Annotated in this window: 16 protein-coding genes, 1 other RNA gene and 1 riboswitch; of the genes, 11 read left to right on the top strand and 6 right to left on the bottom strand. The window is 64.7% G+C overall.

Translation table 11 applies throughout. From position 1 onward, the window contains the following. Positions 1 to 71 precede the first annotated feature (71 nt). Genes JC607_RS03080 through JC607_RS03090 form a run of 3 tightly spaced genes read left to right on the top strand, consistent with a single transcriptional unit; the run spans position 72 to position 3,663 of the window. Positions 72 to 1,664 carry a sugar ABC transporter ATP-binding protein gene (locus JC607_RS03080; protein WP_198835484.1) on the top strand — a complete coding sequence of 531 codons (1,593 nt, stop codon included), beginning with the start codon at positions 72 to 74 and terminating at the stop codon, positions 1,662 to 1,664. Continuing rightward, entirely contained in the window at positions 1,661 to 2,680 is a 1,020-nt protein-coding gene (locus JC607_RS03085; RefSeq protein ID WP_198835485.1) for an ABC transporter permease, read from the top strand. Before JC607_RS03080 ends, JC607_RS03085 begins: the two co-directional genes overlap by 4 nt. Before the next feature lie 38 nt (positions 2,681 to 2,718). Further along, complete coding sequence (locus tag JC607_RS03090; protein ID WP_198835486.1) at positions 2,719 to 3,663, top strand: carbohydrate kinase family protein; 945 nt, start codon at positions 2,719 to 2,721, stop codon at positions 3,661 to 3,663. Positions 3,664 to 3,759: 96 nt separating this feature from the next. Here the strand turns inward: JC607_RS03090 and JC607_RS03095 are convergent, their stop codons facing one another. Next, a complete protein-coding gene (locus JC607_RS03095) occupies positions 3,760 to 4,734 on the bottom strand; it encodes a sugar-binding transcriptional regulator (RefSeq protein ID WP_198835487.1) in 975 nt (324 codons plus the stop codon). Positions 4,735 to 4,896: 162 nt separating this feature from the next. Here JC607_RS03095 and JC607_RS03100 point away from each other — a divergent pair, with 162 nt between their 5' ends. After that, on the top strand, positions 4,897 to 6,945 hold the full coding sequence (locus JC607_RS03100) for a bifunctional aldolase/short-chain dehydrogenase (RefSeq protein WP_198835488.1): 2,049 nt from the start codon (positions 4,897 to 4,899) through the stop codon (positions 6,943 to 6,945). A 311-nt stretch (positions 6,946 to 7,256) separates the two neighbouring features. On the opposite strand, the gene bluB is transcribed toward JC607_RS03100, so the two are convergent. Beyond that, a complete protein-coding gene (gene bluB, locus JC607_RS03105) occupies positions 7,257 to 8,027 on the bottom strand; it encodes a 5,6-dimethylbenzimidazole synthase (RefSeq protein WP_198835489.1) in 771 nt (256 codons plus the stop codon). A gap of 68 nt (positions 8,028 to 8,095) precedes the next feature. After that, positions 8,096 to 8,253, bottom strand: a riboswitch (cobalamin riboswitch). A gap of 368 nt (positions 8,254 to 8,621) precedes the next feature. On the opposite strand from bluB, the gene JC607_RS03110 reads away from it, so the two are divergent. Further along, positions 8,622 to 9,023 (top strand): polymer-forming cytoskeletal protein, encoded by a 402-nt coding sequence (locus tag JC607_RS03110; protein WP_198835490.1) that lies wholly within the window; start codon positions 8,622 to 8,624, stop codon positions 9,021 to 9,023. Between the two features lie 89 nt (positions 9,024 to 9,112). On the opposite strand, the gene JC607_RS03115 is transcribed toward JC607_RS03110, so the two are convergent. Beyond that, complete coding sequence (locus JC607_RS03115; RefSeq protein ID WP_198835491.1) at positions 9,113 to 9,541, bottom strand: DUF1489 family protein; 429 nt, start codon at positions 9,539 to 9,541, stop codon at positions 9,113 to 9,115. Positions 9,542 to 9,776: 235 nt separating this feature from the next. On the opposite strand from JC607_RS03115, the gene JC607_RS03120 reads away from it, so the two are divergent. Continuing rightward, positions 9,777 to 12,032, top strand: a complete 2,256-nt coding sequence (locus JC607_RS03120; RefSeq protein WP_198835608.1) for an adenosylcobalamin-dependent ribonucleoside-diphosphate reductase — start codon at positions 9,777 to 9,779, stop codon at positions 12,030 to 12,032. 9 nt (positions 12,033 to 12,041) lie between these two features. Here the strand turns inward: JC607_RS03120 and JC607_RS03125 are convergent, their stop codons facing one another. Continuing rightward, positions 12,042 to 12,785: a YoaK family protein gene (locus JC607_RS03125; protein WP_198835492.1), complete on the bottom strand. Its 744-nt coding sequence runs from the start codon at positions 12,783 to 12,785 to the stop codon at positions 12,042 to 12,044. Between the two features lie 260 nt (positions 12,786 to 13,045). Further along, positions 13,046 to 13,401, bottom strand: a transfer-messenger RNA (tmRNA) gene (gene ssrA, locus JC607_RS03130). A gap of 342 nt (positions 13,402 to 13,743) precedes the next feature. Here ssrA and JC607_RS03135 point away from each other — a divergent pair. The 5 genes from JC607_RS03135 to JC607_RS03155 all read left to right on the top strand — a co-directional run bounded on the left by JC607_RS03135 (position 13,744) and on the right by JC607_RS03155 (position 17,090). Next, the gene (locus JC607_RS03135) at positions 13,744 to 14,367 is read left to right on the top strand and encodes a TetR/AcrR family transcriptional regulator (protein WP_198835493.1); all 624 of its coding nucleotides are present in this window, start codon (positions 13,744 to 13,746) and stop codon (positions 14,365 to 14,367) included. A gap of 11 nt (positions 14,368 to 14,378) precedes the next feature. Next, positions 14,379 to 14,711, top strand: coding sequence for a multidrug efflux SMR transporter (locus tag JC607_RS03140; protein WP_370584744.1), 333 nt, complete (start codon positions 14,379 to 14,381; stop codon positions 14,709 to 14,711). A gap of 81 nt (positions 14,712 to 14,792) precedes the next feature. After that, complete coding sequence (gene ppk2, locus JC607_RS03145) at positions 14,793 to 15,701, top strand: polyphosphate kinase 2 (protein ID WP_198835495.1); 909 nt, start codon at positions 14,793 to 14,795, stop codon at positions 15,699 to 15,701. 244 nt (positions 15,702 to 15,945) lie between these two features. Beyond that, the gene (locus JC607_RS03150) at positions 15,946 to 16,323 is read left to right on the top strand and encodes a DUF1428 domain-containing protein (RefSeq protein ID WP_198835496.1); all 378 of its coding nucleotides are present in this window, start codon (positions 15,946 to 15,948) and stop codon (positions 16,321 to 16,323) included. A gap of 11 nt (positions 16,324 to 16,334) precedes the next feature. Continuing rightward, a complete protein-coding gene (locus JC607_RS03155) occupies positions 16,335 to 17,090 on the top strand; it encodes a VOC family protein (RefSeq protein WP_198835497.1) in 756 nt (251 codons plus the stop codon). Positions 17,091 to 17,214: 124 nt separating this feature from the next. On the opposite strand, the gene JC607_RS03160 is transcribed toward JC607_RS03155, so the two are convergent. After that, positions 17,215 to 19,122 carry an OmpA family protein gene (locus tag JC607_RS03160; RefSeq protein WP_198835498.1) on the bottom strand — a complete coding sequence of 636 codons (1,908 nt, stop codon included), beginning with the start codon at positions 19,120 to 19,122 and terminating at the stop codon, positions 17,215 to 17,217. Positions 19,123 to 19,129: the final 7 nt, after the last annotated feature.

Here is a 19,129-nt window from a genome sequence, read left to right on the forward strand (position 1 = left end):
TGACCGGACAACCAGGCGAAGGCGCGGCATTCTGCCCGCGCCTTCGCATTCCCAAGCTAAGGACGACCGCGATGCAATCGCAGCCAGGCCAGACCAACCAATCCACCGGCCAGAAGCCCTTTCTGGAAATCCGCAACCTGCGGAAATCCTTCGGCGGCGTGCAGGCGCTGAAAGATGTCAGCCTCACGCTGGAGGCGGGCCAGATTTACCATCTGATGGGCGAGAATGGCTGCGGCAAATCCACCCTGATCAAGATCGTCTCGGGCGCACAGAATGCGACCTCGGGGCAGATCTTCATCGATGGCGAGGCCACCGGCCCGCTGGCCGGCGATATCGGGGCCATTGGTGCGCTGAAGGCCGGGATCGAGACCGTCTACCAGGATCTCTCCCTGTTGCCGAACCTGTCGGTGGCGGAAAATATCGCGCTGACCGGCCAGCTGGTCGCGGCGGGCGGGCGTCTGGCGCGGCGGCTGAAACGGGCGGAGCTTTTCGCCACTGCCGCCAAAGCCCTGGCCGAGGTGCATCTGCCGACCGACCCTGCCTTCCTCACACGCCGCACCGATACTTTGCCGCTCGCGACCCGCCAGCTCGTGGCCATTGCCCGCGCCATCGCGGCCTCGGCGCGGCTGGTCATCATGGATGAACCCACCACCTCGCTGACCCGGCAGGAGGTCGAGAACCTGCTTTCCGTGGTGCGCCGCCTTCTTGACCAGGGCGTGACGGTGCTCTTCGTGACCCATAAGCTCGACGAGGTGAAATCGCTGGGCGGGCACGCGATCATCATGCGCGACGGCCTGAAAGTGGCGGAACGCGAGGTCGCCACCACCAATAAATCCGAGATCAGTCAGCTGATGACCGGCCGCGAGATTTCCGAGGCGCGCTACCGGACCGAACCAAAAATCGGCGAGGGGCTGCTGGAGGTCGAGACCCTCACACAGACAAACGCCTTCCGGAACCTGTCGCTGAGCCTGCGCAAGGGCGAGATCCTCGGCATCACCGGGCTTCTCGATTCCGGCCGCAATGAACTGGCACTGGCGCTGTCGGGTGTGCGCCCGGCAAGCAGCGGCGCGATCCGGCTGGAAGGCAAATCCGTCTGGCCGAAAACCCCCGGCGAGGCGATCCGGGACGGCATCGGCTATGTCCCCGAAGACCGCCTGACCGAAGGGCTGTTTCTGGAAAAACCGATCCAGGACAATGTGACCCTGCCGGTGCTTGACCGGCTGAAAAACGCAATCGGCATGATCAGCCCGAAACGCGCGCGCAAACTGGCCGAAGACCAGATTGCCGGCCTCCAGGTCGTGGCACCGAATGTCGCGGCCCCGGTGCAGTCGCTCTCGGGTGGCAATCAGCAGCGCGTGCTGATCGGGCGCTGGCTGACGATTGAACCACGCCTTCTGATCCTGCACGGCCCGACGGTCGGTGTCGATGTCGGGTCGAAAGACACCATCTTCCGCATCATCCAGCGCCTTGCGGATGAGGGGATGGGCGTCATCATCATCTCGGATGACCTGCCCGAGCTTTTGCAGAATTGCGACCGCATCGCCGTGATGCGCCAGGGCGCGATTGCCGCAACCTATGACGCGGCGACCACCAGCGAAGATCGCCTCTATCAGACAATGGCCGGCGCAGCGCCCGCCGTCACAGACCTGGAAATGCCAGCATGACCGACGTCCCCGCTTCCGCCGCAACCCCGGGTCTGCCCGCGCGCCTCTGGGATCTGATGGGCCGCCGGCCCGAGCTCTTCACCCTTGCCCTGATCGTGGTGACGGTGATCGGCGTGGCCATTGCGAACCCGAATTTCTTCGCGATGAACAATGTCTTCGACATTCTGCGCGCCTCGGTGGTGCGGGGGATCTTTGCGATGGGCGTGCTTGTGGTGCTGGCCGCAGGCGGCATCGACGTCTCCTTCACTGCCATCGCGGCCTTTGTGATGTATGCGCTGACCATGCTGGTCACCAATATCTTTCCGGGCATGCCGCTTTGGGTGATCCTGCCGCTGGCGGCCCTGGGCGGCGCGGTCTTTGGCGTGATCAACGGGCTTTTGGTGCATTCCCTGCGCGCACCCTCGCTGATCGTCACCATCGGCACGCAATATATCATCCGCTCGGCGCTTCTGACCTTTGTCGGGACAGCGCTGTTCATGAACCTGCCCGCCTCGATGGAGGCCTTCGGCAAGGCCTCCCTCATCACCTGGACCGGCGGTACCGGGGTGATCTCGACCCTGCCTGCGACCGTTCTGGTGCTGGTCGTGGTTGCCTTCGCCACCTGGTTCATCCTTGAACGCACCCTGATGGGCCGCGCGATCTTTGCCTCGGGCGGCAATCCGGGGATCGCAGAACGCCTTGGCTTCAACCTCTTCCATATCCGGCTGTTCGTGTTCGGCTGGGCGGGACTGCTGGCTGGTATCGCGGGCATCGTGCATGTTGCCTCGAACCGTCTCGCGAACCCCTTTGACCTTGCCGGGATGGAGCTGGAGATCATCGCAGCCGTGGTGCTTGGCGGCGCGCGGATCACCGGCGGCTCGGGGACCGTGATCGGCACGCTGCTCGGTGTGCTGCTGATCACGCTGGTGAGCAATGTTCTGGTCTTCGTGGGCATCCCCTCGACGCTGCAGCTTGCCATTGTCGGCATCTTCATCCTGATCGCCGGCACCATTTTCGCGCTGCGCCAACGCAACTGAGCAAGGCGCGGCTGAACAACCTTCCGGGAGGAACCACCATGAGCCATGATGTTTCGGTCATCGGCCTTTATATCCTTGACGTGCTGGGGCGGCCGGTCGATGCGATCCCGCCCGGCGGCTCGGTCGCCTTTATCGACGAAATCCGCCTGACCGTGGCCGGTACCGCCGGCGGTACCGTGGTCGATCTGGCGAAACACGGGCTGAACTGCCTTGCGGTCGGTGCGGTTGGTGACGACGAAAAGGCCGATTTCGTGCTGGCGACGCTGGCGCGGTTCGGGGTCGACACGACCCAGATGCAGCGCCTTGCGGGCGTGCCAACCTCGGCCTCGATCCTGAATATCCGCCGGAATGGCGAGCGCCCTGCCCTGCATCAGCGCGGCGCGTCGGATCATTTCGACATCATCCCCGAAACGCTGGATGCGGTGCTGGCCGCCCCGATCATCCATCTCGGCGGCACCGGTCTGCTGGCGAAACTCGATGGGGAGCCGAGCGCGAAGCTTCTGGCCGAGGCCAAGCGGCGCGGGCGGACGACCACCTTTGACCTCCTTGGCGCGGATGACAATACGATCAGCCTCGTCGCGCCGCTGTTCCCGCATATCGATTACTTCATGCCCTCGGTCGAAGAAGCCCAGGCGATTTCCGGCGCGACGACGGTCGAGGGCGCGGGGCGCTTCTTCCTCGATCGCGGGGTGAAACAATGCGTCTTTACGCTTGGCGGGGATGGCGTCTGTTTCATGGATAACAAGGGCGCCGTGGTTCGCCAGCCGGCATTTGAGATTGAGGTGGTCGATACCACCGGCTGCGGCGATGCCTTCGACGCGGGCTTCATCACCGCGCTGCATCATAAAATGGATCTGAAAACCGCGCTGAATTTCGCCCAGGCGACGGCGGCGCTGGTGGCGACCGGGCTCGGGTCAGATGCGGGTGTGCAGTCGTTCGACCATACGCTTGAGTTCATGAATACGGCGAAAGTCAAGGGCTGACGGCAGCGCCCTTTGGCTGGCCCCGGAGGGGTTTTGCACCCCTCCGGACCCCCCCGCAGAGTATTTTGATCAAGCGGAAATGGACAAAGAAACAGGTCAGGCGTTCAGAAGCGCCGCGGCTGTTTCGGTGTCGGTTACCAGATGGCTGACATAGCCGCCCTTCAGAGTGGCGCGCAGCGCGGCGATCTTTCCTGGGCCACCGGCGACGCAGACCCGGCGGGGGATGGCCCGCAGCTCTTCAAGTTCGATCCCCATCATACGGCTGTCAAAATCACGGCGGATCTGCCGGCCTTCAGCATCGAGGAAACGGCAGATCAGCACCGCTTCGGCGCCATCTGCGGCATAGGCGTCGATCTCATCCGTGCCGGCAATGCCGGCGATCCGCATCGTGCTGTCCGGCCCGAGACCGCCGAGACCGAAAACGATGGTGCGCGCCTTGCGGATCAGCGCGAATTGCTCGGAAAGCGCCGGCTCCTCGCGCAAGGCGGTGCAGAGCGCGGCACTCGACAGCACCGCCGGTGCATGCATCACCATGCTCAGCGCGCCGAGATTGCGCGCCATGATCGCGGTGCAGAGCTCGGCGGAGAAATCGCGCCGCCCCATGGCTGCGCCGGTGACCTGGACCACGCTCAGCCCCTCGACGGGCTGCGAGATCGCATCGGCCACCGCCAGCACGGTGCGGCCCCAGGAGATGCAGAGCGTCTCACCCGGGGTCAGCATCCGCTCAAGCTGCCGCGCCCCGGCGGCGCCAAGGGCTGCCAGTCGCGTCGCCGCATCGTCTCCGGGCTGCACCGGCACCACCAGCGCCTCTTCGAGGCCAAAGCGCGCGGCGAGGGCCAGCGACAGCGAATGCCGCGCCATAACACCCGCATCCATGCTGATCCGCACCGCGCCGCGTTCGCGCGCTTCCTGGAGATAATTGACCACGCTGGCGCGCGAGACGCCGAGCCGCGCGGCGATATCGCTCTGGTTCAGGCTTTCTTCATAATAGAGCCAGGCGGCCCAGATCACGATATCGTCGAATTCTGCCGGCACGGCCCCCCGCCCGCGTATCTGCGCCTCTGCCGACATCAGTCCCCCTGCCCGTCACGCCCTGTCCTGCCATCAGCTTTGCCACGAAACCCAGGCCTTGGCGAGGCTTTCACCGATCTCTTTCGTACTCGCATTGACATTTGACACCAATAACTGTCATTTGACATAAACTCAGACCTGAATGTCCAAGGAGAAGATCCGATGCAATCCCTGTGGTCCGATGCGGATTTCGAAAAAACCGTTGCCGCCTATGTTGCGGCCGGTGTGAACCGCGATGTGGCGATCCGCACCTGGACGACGCGGCTGCTGGGCCAGGTGCCGCAGCTGGTGCTGCATGGCGGCGGCAATACATCGGTGAAAACCGTGATCAATGACCATGACGGCACGCCGGTCGAGGTGCTCTGCGTCAAGGGGTCGGGCTGGGATATGGGCCAGATCGAGCCTGCGGGCCTGCCGGCGCTGCGTCTGGCCGAGCTGAAGGCGATGGTGAATTACGAGGTGCTGTCGGATGACGATATGGTCATGCTGCAGCGCCGCCTCTTGCTGGATCCGGCCTCGCCCAATCCTTCGGTCGAGGCGATCCTGCATGCGATCCTGCCCTTCCGCCATGTCGATCACACCCATGCCAATGCGATTGTCGCGCTGACCAATCAGCCGAATGGCGAGGCGCTGATCCGCGCGCTTTACCCCGAATATATCGTCATTCCCTATGTGATGCCGGGCTTTGACCTCTCGAAGGTTTGTCTGAAAGCATATAATGAGCGCCCCGATGCGCCCGGGATGATCCTGATCAAACACGGGATCTTCACCTGGTCCGACGATCCGCGTGTCGCCTATGAGGCGATGATCGAGGCGATCACCCGCGCCGAAAACCGCATCGCGGAGGGCAATCCGAAACCCTTCGGCACCGCGCCTGTGCTGAGCGGGCTTGCAGACGCGGCAAAGATCGCGCCGATCCTGCGCGGCGCCATCGCATTGCCGGGCGCGCAGGAAGGCCTGCCCCGCCGTTTCGTGATCGAACATCGCGTCAACCAGGATATCCTGGACTTCTGCGGCGCGGAAAATGTCGAAAGCCTGACCCGGCGTGGCAATGCGACACCCGAACATGTCATCCATATCAAGCGCTTCGGCCTGGCACTGCCCGCGCCAAAAGCGGGTGATCTGAAGTCCTGGGCGGCGCTGGTCCGCGAGAAGATCGCGGGCTATATCGCGGATTACACTGATTATTTCACCCGCAACAATGCGCGGGCGGGCGGCATCAAGACCATGCTCGACCCGATGCCCCGCGTCTTCTACGTCGAAGGCGTCGGCGTCTTTGCCGCCGGCCCGACCGCGAAAGCCGCCCGGATCGGGGCCGATGTCGCCGAGGCGACGATCCAGGTGATCCGCGGCGCCGAAGGGATCGACGCTTTCGAAGCGCTGCCCGAGGCAGACCTTTTTGATCTGGAATACTGGTCGCTGGAACAGGTGAAGCTCAAGAAGGTCGCGGAAAAGCCGCTGACCCGCCAGGTCGCGGTGATCACCGGCGGTGCCGGTGGTCTGGGCCTTGTCATGGCCGAGGCCCTGCGCGCCGAAGGTGCCGAGATTGCACTGCTGGATATTGACGCCGACAAGGCCGCAGAGGCGGCGAAGCGGCTGGGCGGCATCGGCATCGGCTGCGATCTGACCGATGCGGTTGCGGTCGATGCGGCGATTGCGCAGGTGGCGCTGCGCTTTGGCGGCGTTGACATCCTCGTCTCGAATGCCGGGGCGGCCTGGCAGGGCGCGCTTCTCGACGTGTCGGATGATGATTTCCGCGCTGCGTTCGAGCTGAATTTCTGGGGTCACCACTATGTCGCCCGCGCGGTGGTGCGGGTGATGCAGGCCCAGGGCACCGGCGGTGCGCTCTTGTTCAACGTCTCGAAACAGGCGGTGAACCCGGGTCCGGACTTCGGCCCCTATGGCACGTCGAAAGCCGCGCTGATGGCCTTGATGAAGCAATATGCGGTGGAACATGCGGCGGATGGCATCACCTCGAATGCGGTCAATCCGGACCGGATCCGCACCGGGCTGATGACCGACCAGATGATCGAGGAACGTGCCCGCGCCCGGGGCGTCACGCCCGAGGTCTATATGCGTGGCAACCTGCTGCATCGCGAAGTCACGGCAGAAGATGTGGCCCAGGCCGCGCTCGCACTGATCCGGGCGCGCACCTCGACCGGGGCGGTGATCACCGTCGATGGCGGCAATACCGCTGCAATGCTGCGCTGAGGCGGCCCGACCTGCCCTTTCGCCTGACGCCGGCGGCACGATGTCGCCGGCGCTTTCGTCTGTGCCACACCTGCGGTCCCCCGGGCCGCAGGATCAGCACCGCCGGTTCAGGCAGTCCCTCTGCTGCTGCCTGAACCGGATCAAGTCGGGTCGCAGACCGGAACGCTGCGCGGGAAGCAGTGTTATCCTTCTGTGGCTGACGGGCCGTCATTCTCCCGATCACTGGTCATTGCCAGCCTTCGCCGCAACAACGGCCCTTATCCCGCTGCGGCGGCCTGTTCCGGCGTCGCGCCGGACGGCAGCGGCGGTCCTCAGCGCCCCTGCCAGCGGTCGGCGAAGACCATGTCTTCCAGACGGTGACGCTGCCCCCAGCCCCTGACCTCGAGCTCCGGCCGGTCATAGAGATCGCGCACATGACCAAGACACAGGAGCGCCACCGGCACCACATCATCGGGCAGATGCAGGATGCGCTTCAGATCACCTTCGCGGAAGATGCTGACCCAGCCGACACCGATCCCCTCGGCCCGCGCGGCGAGCCAGAGGTTCTGCACCGCGCAAACCGTGGAATAGAGGTCGGTCGCGGCATCATGGGTGCGGCCCAGCACCACAGGACCGCCACGTGTGCGGTCGCAGGTGACGCAAAGGCACAGCGGCGCCTCGGAGATCCCCTGGAGCTTGAGCTGCGAATAAAGCGCGCGCCGCCCCTCGCCGAACATCGCCGCCGCCTCGGTATTGGCGGCCTCGAAAGCGGCACGGATCTCGGCTCGCACGCCGCCATCGCGGATCAGGATGAAATTCCACGGCTGAGAGAGACCGACCGAAGGCGCGGCATGAGCCGCCGCCAGGAGCCGGAGCAGCAGATCCTCGCTGAGCGGATCGGGGAGGAACTGTCCCCGCACATCGCGCCGCTCAAAGATCGCGCGGTAGACGGCGGCACGTTCCTCTGCCGAAAAGGCAGCGGCGGTGCCGGGCGCGCGCAGGTCAGGGCCAGAAGTGCCCGGAGCTGAGCCATACGGATCGGAAGAAAGCTGTTCGCGAGGAGCGTGATCGCAACGGGCCGCGGGCGGCAGTTTTATCGGCATGACATTTCCCCTGTCAGGCAAACCGGCGCCCCTGCTGCCGTCCGCGCAGCCGGGGCCGTTCTGGTCTGGCCGGTCTTCTGGCTCGGTTTCATCCCGAAACGGCGCCTTCCCGGCCAAAGCCAGTGGCATCTGCCGCCCGGTCCGCAACAGCGGTCCACCTTACAGCGTTGGGCACGCGGCGGATTTGCACCGCCTTCCCGATTATCCCTCCGGCCAGGAGCGGCACAGGGCCTGCGCCCTTGCCCGGGCCGGAGAGCACCAGACAGCCGCACTATCAGAGAAGTCCGGCCAGAACGCAACCGCGCCGCCCCCTGATTCGCGGCGACAGGATGCGCCCTGCGATCCGCCCCCGACCGGCAACGCCGCCCGCAGCGGACAGGAGGCCCCGCCCCAAAAGAGCGCGTCTCTCTGTTTCACGCGCCTTTTCACCGGCTTTAGGATGCCGGAAGGATGCCGGACGCCGCCCCGTCCCGTCGTGATCATTGAGTTTCGGCAGAAAACCGGCTTTCCCCGGCCTCGCCGGTCGCAGTCCACTTGACCCTCGCGCCGCAATTCCGCCTTATCGCCCTCGAGACGCTTTCAGAAAGATCCCCCATGTTCTCGAAAACTGCCGCTCCGAATGGCGAGCCCGGACAGGCTGGCTCCCAGGCGACCACGCCTTCCGCCGGCGCCAGCCGCAGCAATGCGACCCGCTCTGTGCTTGGCTCTGACCTGAAGATCACCGGCGAGATCAGCTCGACCGGCGCGCTTGAGGTTCTGGGCGAGGTCGATGGCAATATCACCGCCGACGCGCTGGCGGTCGGGCAGCATGGCCGCATCTCCGGCTCGGTCAGCGCGAAATCGGTCGAGGTGCATGGCCGGCTCGACGGCAAGGTCGACAGCCAGCATTTCATCATGCGCGCCACCGCCCAGGTGACCGCCGATATCACTTATGACACCCTGGTGATCGAGAGCGGCGCGACGATCGAAGGCCGCTTCACCCGCGGTCGCGGCTGATCACCCGCATCTGAAATGGCCGCTCTGAACCGGCCCCGGTCGGCAGTGCGGATCGGGGAGTTCAGATCGGGCCGGTTGCGCAAAACGCGTCAGCGCAGGCCGATCTCGGCCAAAGCGCGTTCCAGGTCCGGCGGCAGGCTGTCATCGCCGGCCCGGCTCAGCGTCAGATCGCGCGGCACGTCCTCCGGACCGATATAGCGCCAGCCCTGAAACGGGCGGCGCGGCGCGGGTTCGGTGCGGATGATCTCGCGGTCCATCACGATGGCGCAGCGGCTGATGCCATCACCGGTCTCGACCCGTTCCAGCGCGGTGATGCGCTGCCGGCAGAGGATCACCCCCTTGATCACCCAGTAAAGCGAGCCGCCTGCCAGCACCTCGGCCTCGCGTTTGGGCCACATGCGGGTGACATGCACCGCCTGCCCCGCCGGCCAGCGTGCCGCATTTTCCTCTTGCCAGGTCGCAAGATCCCCGATGCTTTCGGCACCGACGCAAAGCTTGAGTATGTTCACGAATCCCATGGCCGGATCATAGGCGCCTGCCCCGCCACCGCAAGATTGACCGAAGGCCTCCGCCCCCCTATCCTGTGGGTCTGGCCGGATCCGGCGCAAAAGCTGGCCCATTCCTCGCGCCGCTGACGGCCCTCTTTGCCGGAGGGTCTGCGCCTTGCCCGATACTGCACCCGATACTGCCGCCGCCGACCGCCTGACCGGCCCCGCCGATCAGACCGGTTCTGTCGCGCAGGCCGGCTTTGCCATGCCCGTCGCGGCCCGGATCTGGGATATGAAATACCGGCTGAAAGACGCGGATGGCACGCCCATCGACCTGACGGTCGCCGACAGCTGGCGTCGCGTCGCCCGCGCCCTTGCGGTGGACGAGCCTGACCCTGCCGCCGCCGAGGCCCGGTTCATGGCGGCGCTGGAAGGATTCCACTTTCTGCCCGCCGGTCGCATCCTGGCCGGAGCCGGCACCGGTCGCGCCGTCACGCTGTTCAACTGTTTCGTCATGGGCACGATCCCCGATTCCATGGAAGGGATTTTCCAGGCCCTGAAAGAGGCTGCGCTGACGCTGCAACAGGGCGGCGGCATCGGCTATGATTTCTCGACCATCCGGCCGAAAGGCGCATTGGTAGCGTCTGTGGCGGCGGATGCTTCGGGGCCTTTGTCCTTCATGGATGTCTGGGATGCGATGTGCCGCACCATCATGTCCGCCGGCGCGCGGCGCGGCGCGATGATGGCCACACTGCGCTGCGATCACCCTGATATCCTTGACTTTATCAGTGCCAAACAGGATGCGGCGCGGCTGAGGATGTTCAATCTCTCGGTGCTGATCACCGATGCGTTCATGGCAGCGGTGAACGCGGATCAAAACTGGGATCTGGTCTTTGGCGGCAGGGTTTATCACAGCCTGCCCGCCCGCGCGCTCTGGGACCGGATCATGCGCGCGACCTATGATTATGCCGAGCCGGGCGTGATCTTCATCGACCGCATCAACCGGATGAACAACCTCCATTATGCCGAGCTGATCAGCGCCACCAACCCTTGCGGCGAACAGCCCCTGCCGCCCTATGGCGCCTGCCTGCTCGGGTCGGTCAACCTGGCCGCGCTGGTTCGTGACCCTTTCACCGAAACGGCCCGGATCGCGGGCGACGAGCTTGCCGACCTGGTCACGACCGCCGTGCGGATGCTGGATAATGTGATCGACCAGTCGCGTTTTCCCCTGCCCGAACAGGAGGCCGAGGCCCGGGCCAAGCGGCGGATCGGCCTTGGCGTCACCGGGCTTGCCGATGCGCTGTTGATGTGCGGGCTGCGCTATGGCGCGGATGAAGCGGTGGCCCAGACCGATGCCTGGCTCAAAGCGCTGTCACGGGCGGCTTACCTCGCCTCGGTCGATCTCGCGAAAGAGCGCGGCCCCTTCCCTCTGTTCGAGGCTGAGGCCTTTCTCAAAGGCGGCACCATGGCGGCGATGGACAAGGATATCCGCGACGCCATCCGCAGCCATGGCATCCGCAATGCGCTGGTGACCTCCATCGCGCCCACGGGAACGATCTCGCTTTATGCGGGCAATGTGTCGTCGGGGATCGAGCCGGTCTTCGCCTGGAGCACAAGGCGCAGGGTATTGCAAAAGGATGGCAGCGCGCGCGAGGAGGAGGTCGGGGATTACGCGCTGATGCGCTGGCGTGCGCTTTATGGTGACGCGCCCCTGCCAGCGCATTTCGTAACCGCGCAGGAGCTGGCGCCAATGGACCATCTGCGGATGCAGGCGGCGGCGCAGCGCCATATCGACAGCTCGATCTCGAAAACGATCAACTGCCCGGCGGATATCCCGTTCGAGGCCTTCCGCGATGTCTACCTTGCCGCCTGGGATATGGGTTGCAAGGGTTGCACCACATACCGGCCCAATGCGGTCACAGGATCGGTGCTGAGCGTCGCGCCCGCCCCCGGGGACAGCGATACGCCCCGGGATGCGCCGCTGCCGCGCCCCGCCACGCTTTCGGGCGAGACCTATAAGATCCGCTGGCCGGGTTCGGAACATGCGCTTTACATCACCGTGAATGATATCGTCTCGGCCGGGCGCCGCCGCCCCTTCGAGGTCTTCATCAACTCGAAAAACATGGAGCATTTTGCCTGGACGGTGGCGCTGACGCGAATGATCTCGGCGGTGTTCCGGCGGGGGGGCGATGTGTCTTTCGTGGTGGGCGAACTCAAGGCGGTGTTCGACCCGAGGGGGGGCGCCTGGATTGACGGACGCTACATCCCCTCGATCCTTGCGGCGATCGGCGGTGTGATCGAACGCCACCTGATCGCGACCGGCTTCATCGCGGGCGAAGGAATGGGGCTGAACTCCGACCCCGGCGCCCCGCCGCCGGGCGAGGCCCCCGGGTGCGGAACGGGAACCGGGTCCGGAGAGCCCGGACCGCAGGCCATCTGCCCCAGTTGCGGATCCTTTGATCTGCGCAGGGAAGAGGGCTGCCTGATCTGCGCCAGTTGCGGCTTTTCACAATGCAGCTGAGGCGCGTCCTCAGCCCTGCCGGTATTTCCAGAGCGCCGGCAGCGCCATCGCCAGCAACAGGCATCCCAGCGGCAGCGAGAACCCGAACCCGACCCGCGCATAGCCAAGCGCCCCGGTCACCCCGCCCAGAAAGAAGGTGAAAACCAGCTGCGCCATCAGCCGCATCCGGTGCCAGTCGACCCTGTGGACCGCGTCGGGCGCATGGCGGCGATACAGGGCGCGGCCGAGACCAATGCCAATATCGGTGATCATCGCCGTGGCATGGGTGGCGCGCAGCCTGCCGCCTGAGATTTTGGTCACGGTGGCGTTCTGCATCCCCATGGTGAAACAGAGACACGCCATGCACCAGAGCCGCCAGGCCACGCCCTCATACCAGCCGCCGGTGGCGAACAGCATCAGGCAAACGCCCTGCACCGCCACGCTCACCGCATATTGGCGCCCCGGCAGATGCAGCCGCGCCCAGTGGATCAGGGCCGAACAAAAGGCGGCGCCACTGACAAAGGCGCCGATGGCGATCACGGCGACAAGGCAGATCCACCACTCAGCCACCACCAGGTGATCGGCCAGCTGCGACAGATAGCCGGTCACATGCGAGGTATATTGACCAAGCGCGAAAAACCCGCCCGCATTGGCGGCGCCGGCGGTGAAGGCGATGACCGTGGCCAGCAGCAGATCCGCCCCGGCAGATCGCCGATGCCCCAGAATGACCCGCGCCGATTGCAGCGGATGCAGAATATGACGGTGCCGTTTCACAGCAATGCCTTTCGGGAATGCCTCTCTGGCAATTTGCCCGCCGGGACCGGATCAGGCTCCGGGGCGAGGCCTCACTGCCATAGCGCGGCTGCTCTGGCGGGAAAAGCCTTGGCAATACCGTAACGGATACCGGCCGCCCGGCGCCGGCGCATGCATGCCGGTATCTGAACGGCGATTATGGTGAAAACCGCCATAATCGCAGCCGCGATGCCGATCCTTATGACCCTCGGTAAAGGTGCCCGGGCTGAAAACGGGGGGAAGGTGCAGGTTTCTGTTGCCAGGTACCTGCGAACCCCGCCTTACGCGGCTAAGCGCAAGGACTTAGGTTTGGTATTGAGAGCTGCTTACGCAGCCATCGCCACCGGAGCACTGTTGTCATTGGCAACTGTGATCATGGACCGATAACGGTGGTACCTTACCGAGCGAAAGCTGGCCTCTTTGAACGTCCGTCGATCCTGTTTCGGCCCCACACGCCCGCAATGAACGGGAGATTTGGTGGAGCCGCCGGGTACCGCCCCCGGGTCCGAGCCGCCTATTACAGGTGCGTTTATCGCCATAGTCCGGGTTGCCCCGGACAAGAAGGAATATAGGACCACACCCGACCGGGCGCAAGCGGCGGCAGAGACCGGTGCGATGAAATCCCGGACCCCCGGCATTTATGACCCGGACCTGTCTTTTATCCGGGCTTTATGGCCCGGCACGCGACGATCCGAAGCCTCAGCCTGTGGCGCGTAGGACATTCCGGATCTGCCCGGCGGCTGAGGTCTTTCCGGCACAGGCGGCGGACATTTCAAATTCGGCGGTTCGCAGGACGCCCGCGGGCGAGCCGCCTGCTTTCCGGCACAAACCAGGACCTCAGCCCGTCAATTTCAGCCCCCTGTTAAGGGCCTGGCGCCTTAAAGGTGGCAGGCAAGAAACCTGTTGCCGATTACATACCAAACGGTATGTAATTGCCGGTATGACCGCAGCCCCACCCTCGCCTTCCCCACCCTCGCCTTCCCCGGCCTCGCTTTCGCCGCCCGAGCTTTCCCCGGCGTCGCCCCGTCGCCGCCAGCCCGAGATTCTGCGGCGCCGGCTGCTTGATGCGGCTGCGGCGCTGGCGGTCGCAGGCGGGCTCCAGGCGATGACCATCGCGGCGGTGGCCCGGGCCGCCGGGGTGACCAAGGGCGGGCTTTTTCACCATTTCCCCGATAAAGAGGCGCTGATCACCGCGCTGTTGCGCGATCTCCTCGATCATTTCGATGCGGCCATCGACCTCGGCATGGCGGCTGATCCCGAGCCGCAGGGCAGTTTTACCCGCGCCTGGATTGCCGCCACGCTTGACCCCCGGCTGGCGGCTTCGGCGCCGCTGAACGCGGTCCTGCTGATGAATCCCGGGATGCGCGGCCTCTGGTCAGACTGGCTGCGGGCCCGGCTTTCGTGCCATGCCGCAACCGATTCCGGCCCCTGGTACGAGATCCTGCGCCACGCGGCGGATGGCTTCTGGCTTGCCGATCTCTGGCAGGTCGAACCCGATCTGCGCCAGCCGATGGCAGACTTATGCGCAACATTGCTTGACCTGACCCGAAGGAATCCCGGCTGATGAACCCCACGCTGACAACCTATGTCACGCTCCTCCTCGCGGTCTCGCTGGAGGTGATGGCGACCTCGCTTCTGCCCCAGACACGGCAATTCACCAAAGCGGTGCCGACCATCCTCATGCTCTGCCTCTATGGCGGCGCCTTTTTCTTCCTGTCGCAGGCGCTTAAGACCCTGCCGGTGGGGATCGCCTATGCGATCTGGTCAGGATTTGGCATCGTGCTGATCTCGATGATCGGCTGGATCTGGCTGAAACAATCGCTTGATCTCGCGGCGGTGATCGGGATTGGGCTGATCCTTGCCGGTGTGCTGGTGATCAACCTGTTTTCCCAGGCCGCTCCGCATTGATTTCCGTCACCGGAGCGTCATGCTTCCGTTACGCTCTGCTGCCATTGAGATCCTGAACTCCCCTCACGCGCGACGGATGCCATGAACGAACAGACCCCGATGGACTGGCTGGAAGCCGAACTCTCGGATTCCTTCGACGAGGATTATGAGCTTGAGCTGGAAGATGCCGAGCTGTCCGAAGAAATCGCAAAGATCTACAAGAAACGCCACGGGCCCGGGATGGAGCGCCGCGAATACCTGCGCGCGCTGATCCGCCTTCAGGCCGAGCTGATCCGGCTGCAATCCTGGGTGCAATATCACAAGGAACGCGTGGTCGTGATCTTCGAGGGCCGCGATTCCGCCGGCAAAGGCGGCGCGATCAAGCGCATCACCCAGCGGCTGAACCCGCGTGTCGCGCGCACCGTGGCACTGCCGGCCCCCTCGGACCGCGAGAAAACCCAGTGGTATTTCCAGCGCTATGTGCCGCATCTGCCGGCCGGCGGCGAAATGGTGCTGTTTGACCGCTCCTGGTACAACCGTGCCGGGGTCGAGCGGGTGATGGGCTTTGCCTCGGAAGACCAGGTGGAACAGTTCTTCCAGGACGTGCCGGAATTCGAGCGGATGCTGGTGCGCTCGGGCATCAAAGTGGTGAAATACTGGTTTTCGATCACCGATGAAGAACAGCAGATGCGCTTCCTGATGCGGATCCATGATCCGATGAAACAGTGGAAGCTTTCGCCGATGGATCTGCAAAGCCGGGTGCGGTGGGAGCAATATACCAAGGCGAAGGAAGAGATGCTGGCGCGCACCAATATCCCCGAGGCGCCCTGGTATATTGTCGAGGGCACCGACAAGAAACGCGCCCGGCTGAACTGCATCGACCATCTCCTCAGCCTCTTCCCCTATGAGGATGTGCCGCATGAGGACATCCAGCTGCCCGAACGCGTCTTCAACCCCGATTATGAGCGTGCCGTTCTGCCGCCCGAGCTCTACGTGCCGCTGAAATACTGAGGCATCTGTTGTTCCGGCGTCTTGCGACGCCGGAATGCCTCCGGCGGGGATATTTAAGGACAGAAAATATTGGGGGTATGATGGGGAGCCGCTGAGCCGGGATGATCGGCTGGCGACCAGAGGCGCCCTGCGCGGCGGTCATTTCCCGCCGCTTCCGGGTGCTGTTCGATATTCCATTTGCCTTTCGGGAGGATCAGCCGGAGCATGAGCGCAGACCGCAACCTGAGATCCGGAGGAGCAGATCATGGCAAAGCAGTCTCCCGGCTATATTGATGGTTTTCTGATCCCGGTCCGCAATGAGGATCGTGAGACCTACCGCGCCCATGAGGCGAAATGGTGGGGCGCGTTCAGGGCGCTCGGGGCGCTGACCCTGGTCGTGGGCTGGGGGGATGACGTGCCGCCCGGAAAGCAGACCGACTTTTTGCGCGCGGTGGATCTTCAGGACGGCGAAAGCGTGGTGTTTTGCTGGATGACCTGGCCCGACAAGGCGACCCGTGACAAGGCCTATGCTGCCATGGAGGCGCGGTCAGAAAGCGATCCCGAAATGAAGCCCGAAGCCATGCCCTTTGACGGCAAGCGCATGATCTATGGCGGCTTCGTGCCGCTTTTGGTCGAAGAATGAGGATCTGAGCCATGACATTGCAAGGAACCCCCTGCTGGTACGAGCTCTGCACCATGGATGCCGGGGCGGCGCGCGGCTTTTACGGCCCATTGCTGGGCTGGACCTTCCAGGATGCCGGAATGGAGGGGTTTGACTATGGTCTTGCCACCAAAGACGGGGCGATGATTGCCGGGTTGATGACGCCCGACAGCCCGATGCCGGAATTCTGGATGGTCTATTTCGCGGTTGACCATTGCGATCACCTGGTCGCGAAAGCCAAGGCGCTCGGGGCCAATGTGCATCGCGCGCCCGAGGACATCCCCGGCACCGGCCGTTTCGCGATCCTGGCCGATCCTCAGGGCGCCGCCTTTGGCCTGTTGCAGCCCGAAGACGGCACTCCGGGCCATGCCTTTGATCAGGCCAGAACCGGTCATGGCAACTGGCTTGAGCTGCACTCTTCGGACCCCGAGGCCGGGTTCCAGTTCTACGCCGCCCTGTTCGGCTGGAGCGCGACCGATGCGATGGATATGGGGCCGGATGGCAAATACCAGCTTTTTGCCCATGATGGCCGCGATATCGGTGGCATGATGGGGATGCTGGGCGTGGAAGGCGCGCCGCCGCACTGGCTGCCCTATTTCGGCGTGCCGGGCATTGACGCGGCAACGGCCGGGATCACTTCGCTGGGGGGCAAGGTGCTGCATGGCCCTGTCGAAGTGCCGGGCGGCGCCTGGATCACCATGGCAAGCGACCCGCGCGGCGCGGGTTTTGCGGTGGTCGGGCCGCGGTGAGACAGCCTTCACGCCGCAGCTGACGGGATGAGACAAAGACCAAAGCCGCGCTTTTCAGCGCGGCTTTGTCGTTTAAGTCAGACCCTTATCCGGGCAAGTCAGACCTTTTTCCGGGTCGGGCGTCTCAGCCCGCATTGCGCAGCAGCGGTGTGATCAGCCGCACGAGCACCCGGCGATTGGAGCGTTCTGCCGCTTCGGTCCGGATCTTCAGCTCGGCCTCGCCATAGCCCTGCACCACCAGGTTTTCCGGCGGAACGCCGAAATATTCGGTCAGCGCCAGCGCGAGGCTCTCTGCCCGACGGTCCGACAACAGCAGGTTGGAACTTGCCGAGCCCACCGCGTCGGTATGGCCTTCGATCAGGAAGACATGACCCGGGTTCGATGCCAGCAGCTGCTGCATGAGCCGGCCAAGATCGGCGAGCTTCTTCGCTTCGGTCGCATTGATCACCGAAGAGCCTGTGTCAAAGGTGATACTGTCCACCTCGACCGTGGCCGCCAGCGCCCGCACCTGCGGAATGTCACGCACCTGGCGCAGACTGAACTTGCGGCCAAGGCCCTCGACCTCCAGCGCCGCCATTTCCGCCTTCAGCGCCGCGTTCTGGTCTGAGGTTGAGATCACCACCCGGTCCGGGCGCGGCTTGGGCAGCTGCGTCACGATGATCGGCTGTTCCGGCTCCAGATCGTTGATCAGAAGCATCTCCTGGCCATATTGGTCATAGGCGGCGCGGCGCAGCACCCTGCCGGAGGCGTCGCGGATCGTCACCACCTGGGTGCCATCGGCGCGGCTGACCACCGTGCGGGTCGAGCCGTCATTAAAGCTCTCGGTCTGGGTGCGCACGCCGGGACGGCGCAGCACGGCATCGTCATCCTTATAGACGACGTAAGAGCCATCCGCATTCTCGACCACCACCCGGTCGCCGGAATTGCTGACAACGCGGCGTTCATCTTTTTTGCCGCCATTGATGATCGTGCCCACCGCCAGCGCCCCAAGCGCCAGCAACCCGACTTTCTCGAGGTCCGAGAGGCCGGATTTCTTGCCTTTGCCGACCGCGACCGGGGCGGCGGCAAATTCATTGACCGAGGTCCGGGTATTGGCTTCGGTGATGATCGTATCAACCACCGAGACCGGTGCAACACCCGTCCCAGGAGTGGTCGCTTCCCCTGCGCCCGGCGCAGCAGTTGCCGTGTCCGTGCCGGTTGCCAGGCCGGGGACATCGACCCCGCCCGGGACGCCTTCAAGGAAGGACGCCGCCGCCACAGCGGGCACCGCAAGGACTGTCGCATCCGCATTCGTGCCGGCCTCGGATTCCGCACCCGCACCCGCACCCGCATCGGCCTGGGCCTCCGGCATTCCCAGAATATCCGCGAGGCTGCTGACCGCCTCCTCTTCCGGCACCGGGACATCGATCGCATTGGCGAGGTCCTCGGGGGAGACCTCTGCCGCAACGGCATCGGCTGGCTCAAGCGCATCCGCGACATCCGCCGGCACAGCAGGGTCAGGCGTTTCGATATCCGAGGTCGCGGCGTCCGCTGCTGCGGCTTCCGCGGCTGCGGCGCTGGCGGCTGCGGCTTCGGCCGCAGCTGTCTCGGCCGCCGCTGCGGCCGCTGCCGCCTGCGCCGCGGCATCCGCAGTTGCCTGAGCGTCTGCCTCAGCTGCCGCATCCGCTTTCGTGGCCGCCGCCTGAGCTTCCGCCGCCGCCTGAGCTTCCGCTGCCGCCTGAGCCTCCGCTGCCGCCTGAGCCTCCGCTGCGGCCTGAGCCTCCGCTGCCGCCTGAGCTTCCGCTGCGGCCTGAGCTTCCGCTGCCGCCTGAGCCTCTGCCGCTGCCTGAGCTTCCTCTGCCGCCTGAGCTTCCGCTGCGGCCTGAGCTTCTGCTGCCGCCTGAGCCTCCGCTGCTGCCTGAGCTTCCGCTGCGGCCTGAGCTTCTATCTCAGCCTGTGTCTCTGTCCCATTTTCCTGCGCATAGACCGGCAGCGTGTGAAACGAGCTCAGCGCGACCGAGAGTGCGGTCGAGGAGATGAGTAATTTGCGCATTGGTCTT

Source organism: Paracoccus sp. IB05, from assembly GCF_016405985.1.
Classification (GTDB): Bacteria; Pseudomonadota; Alphaproteobacteria; order Rhodobacterales; family Rhodobacteraceae; genus Pseudogemmobacter.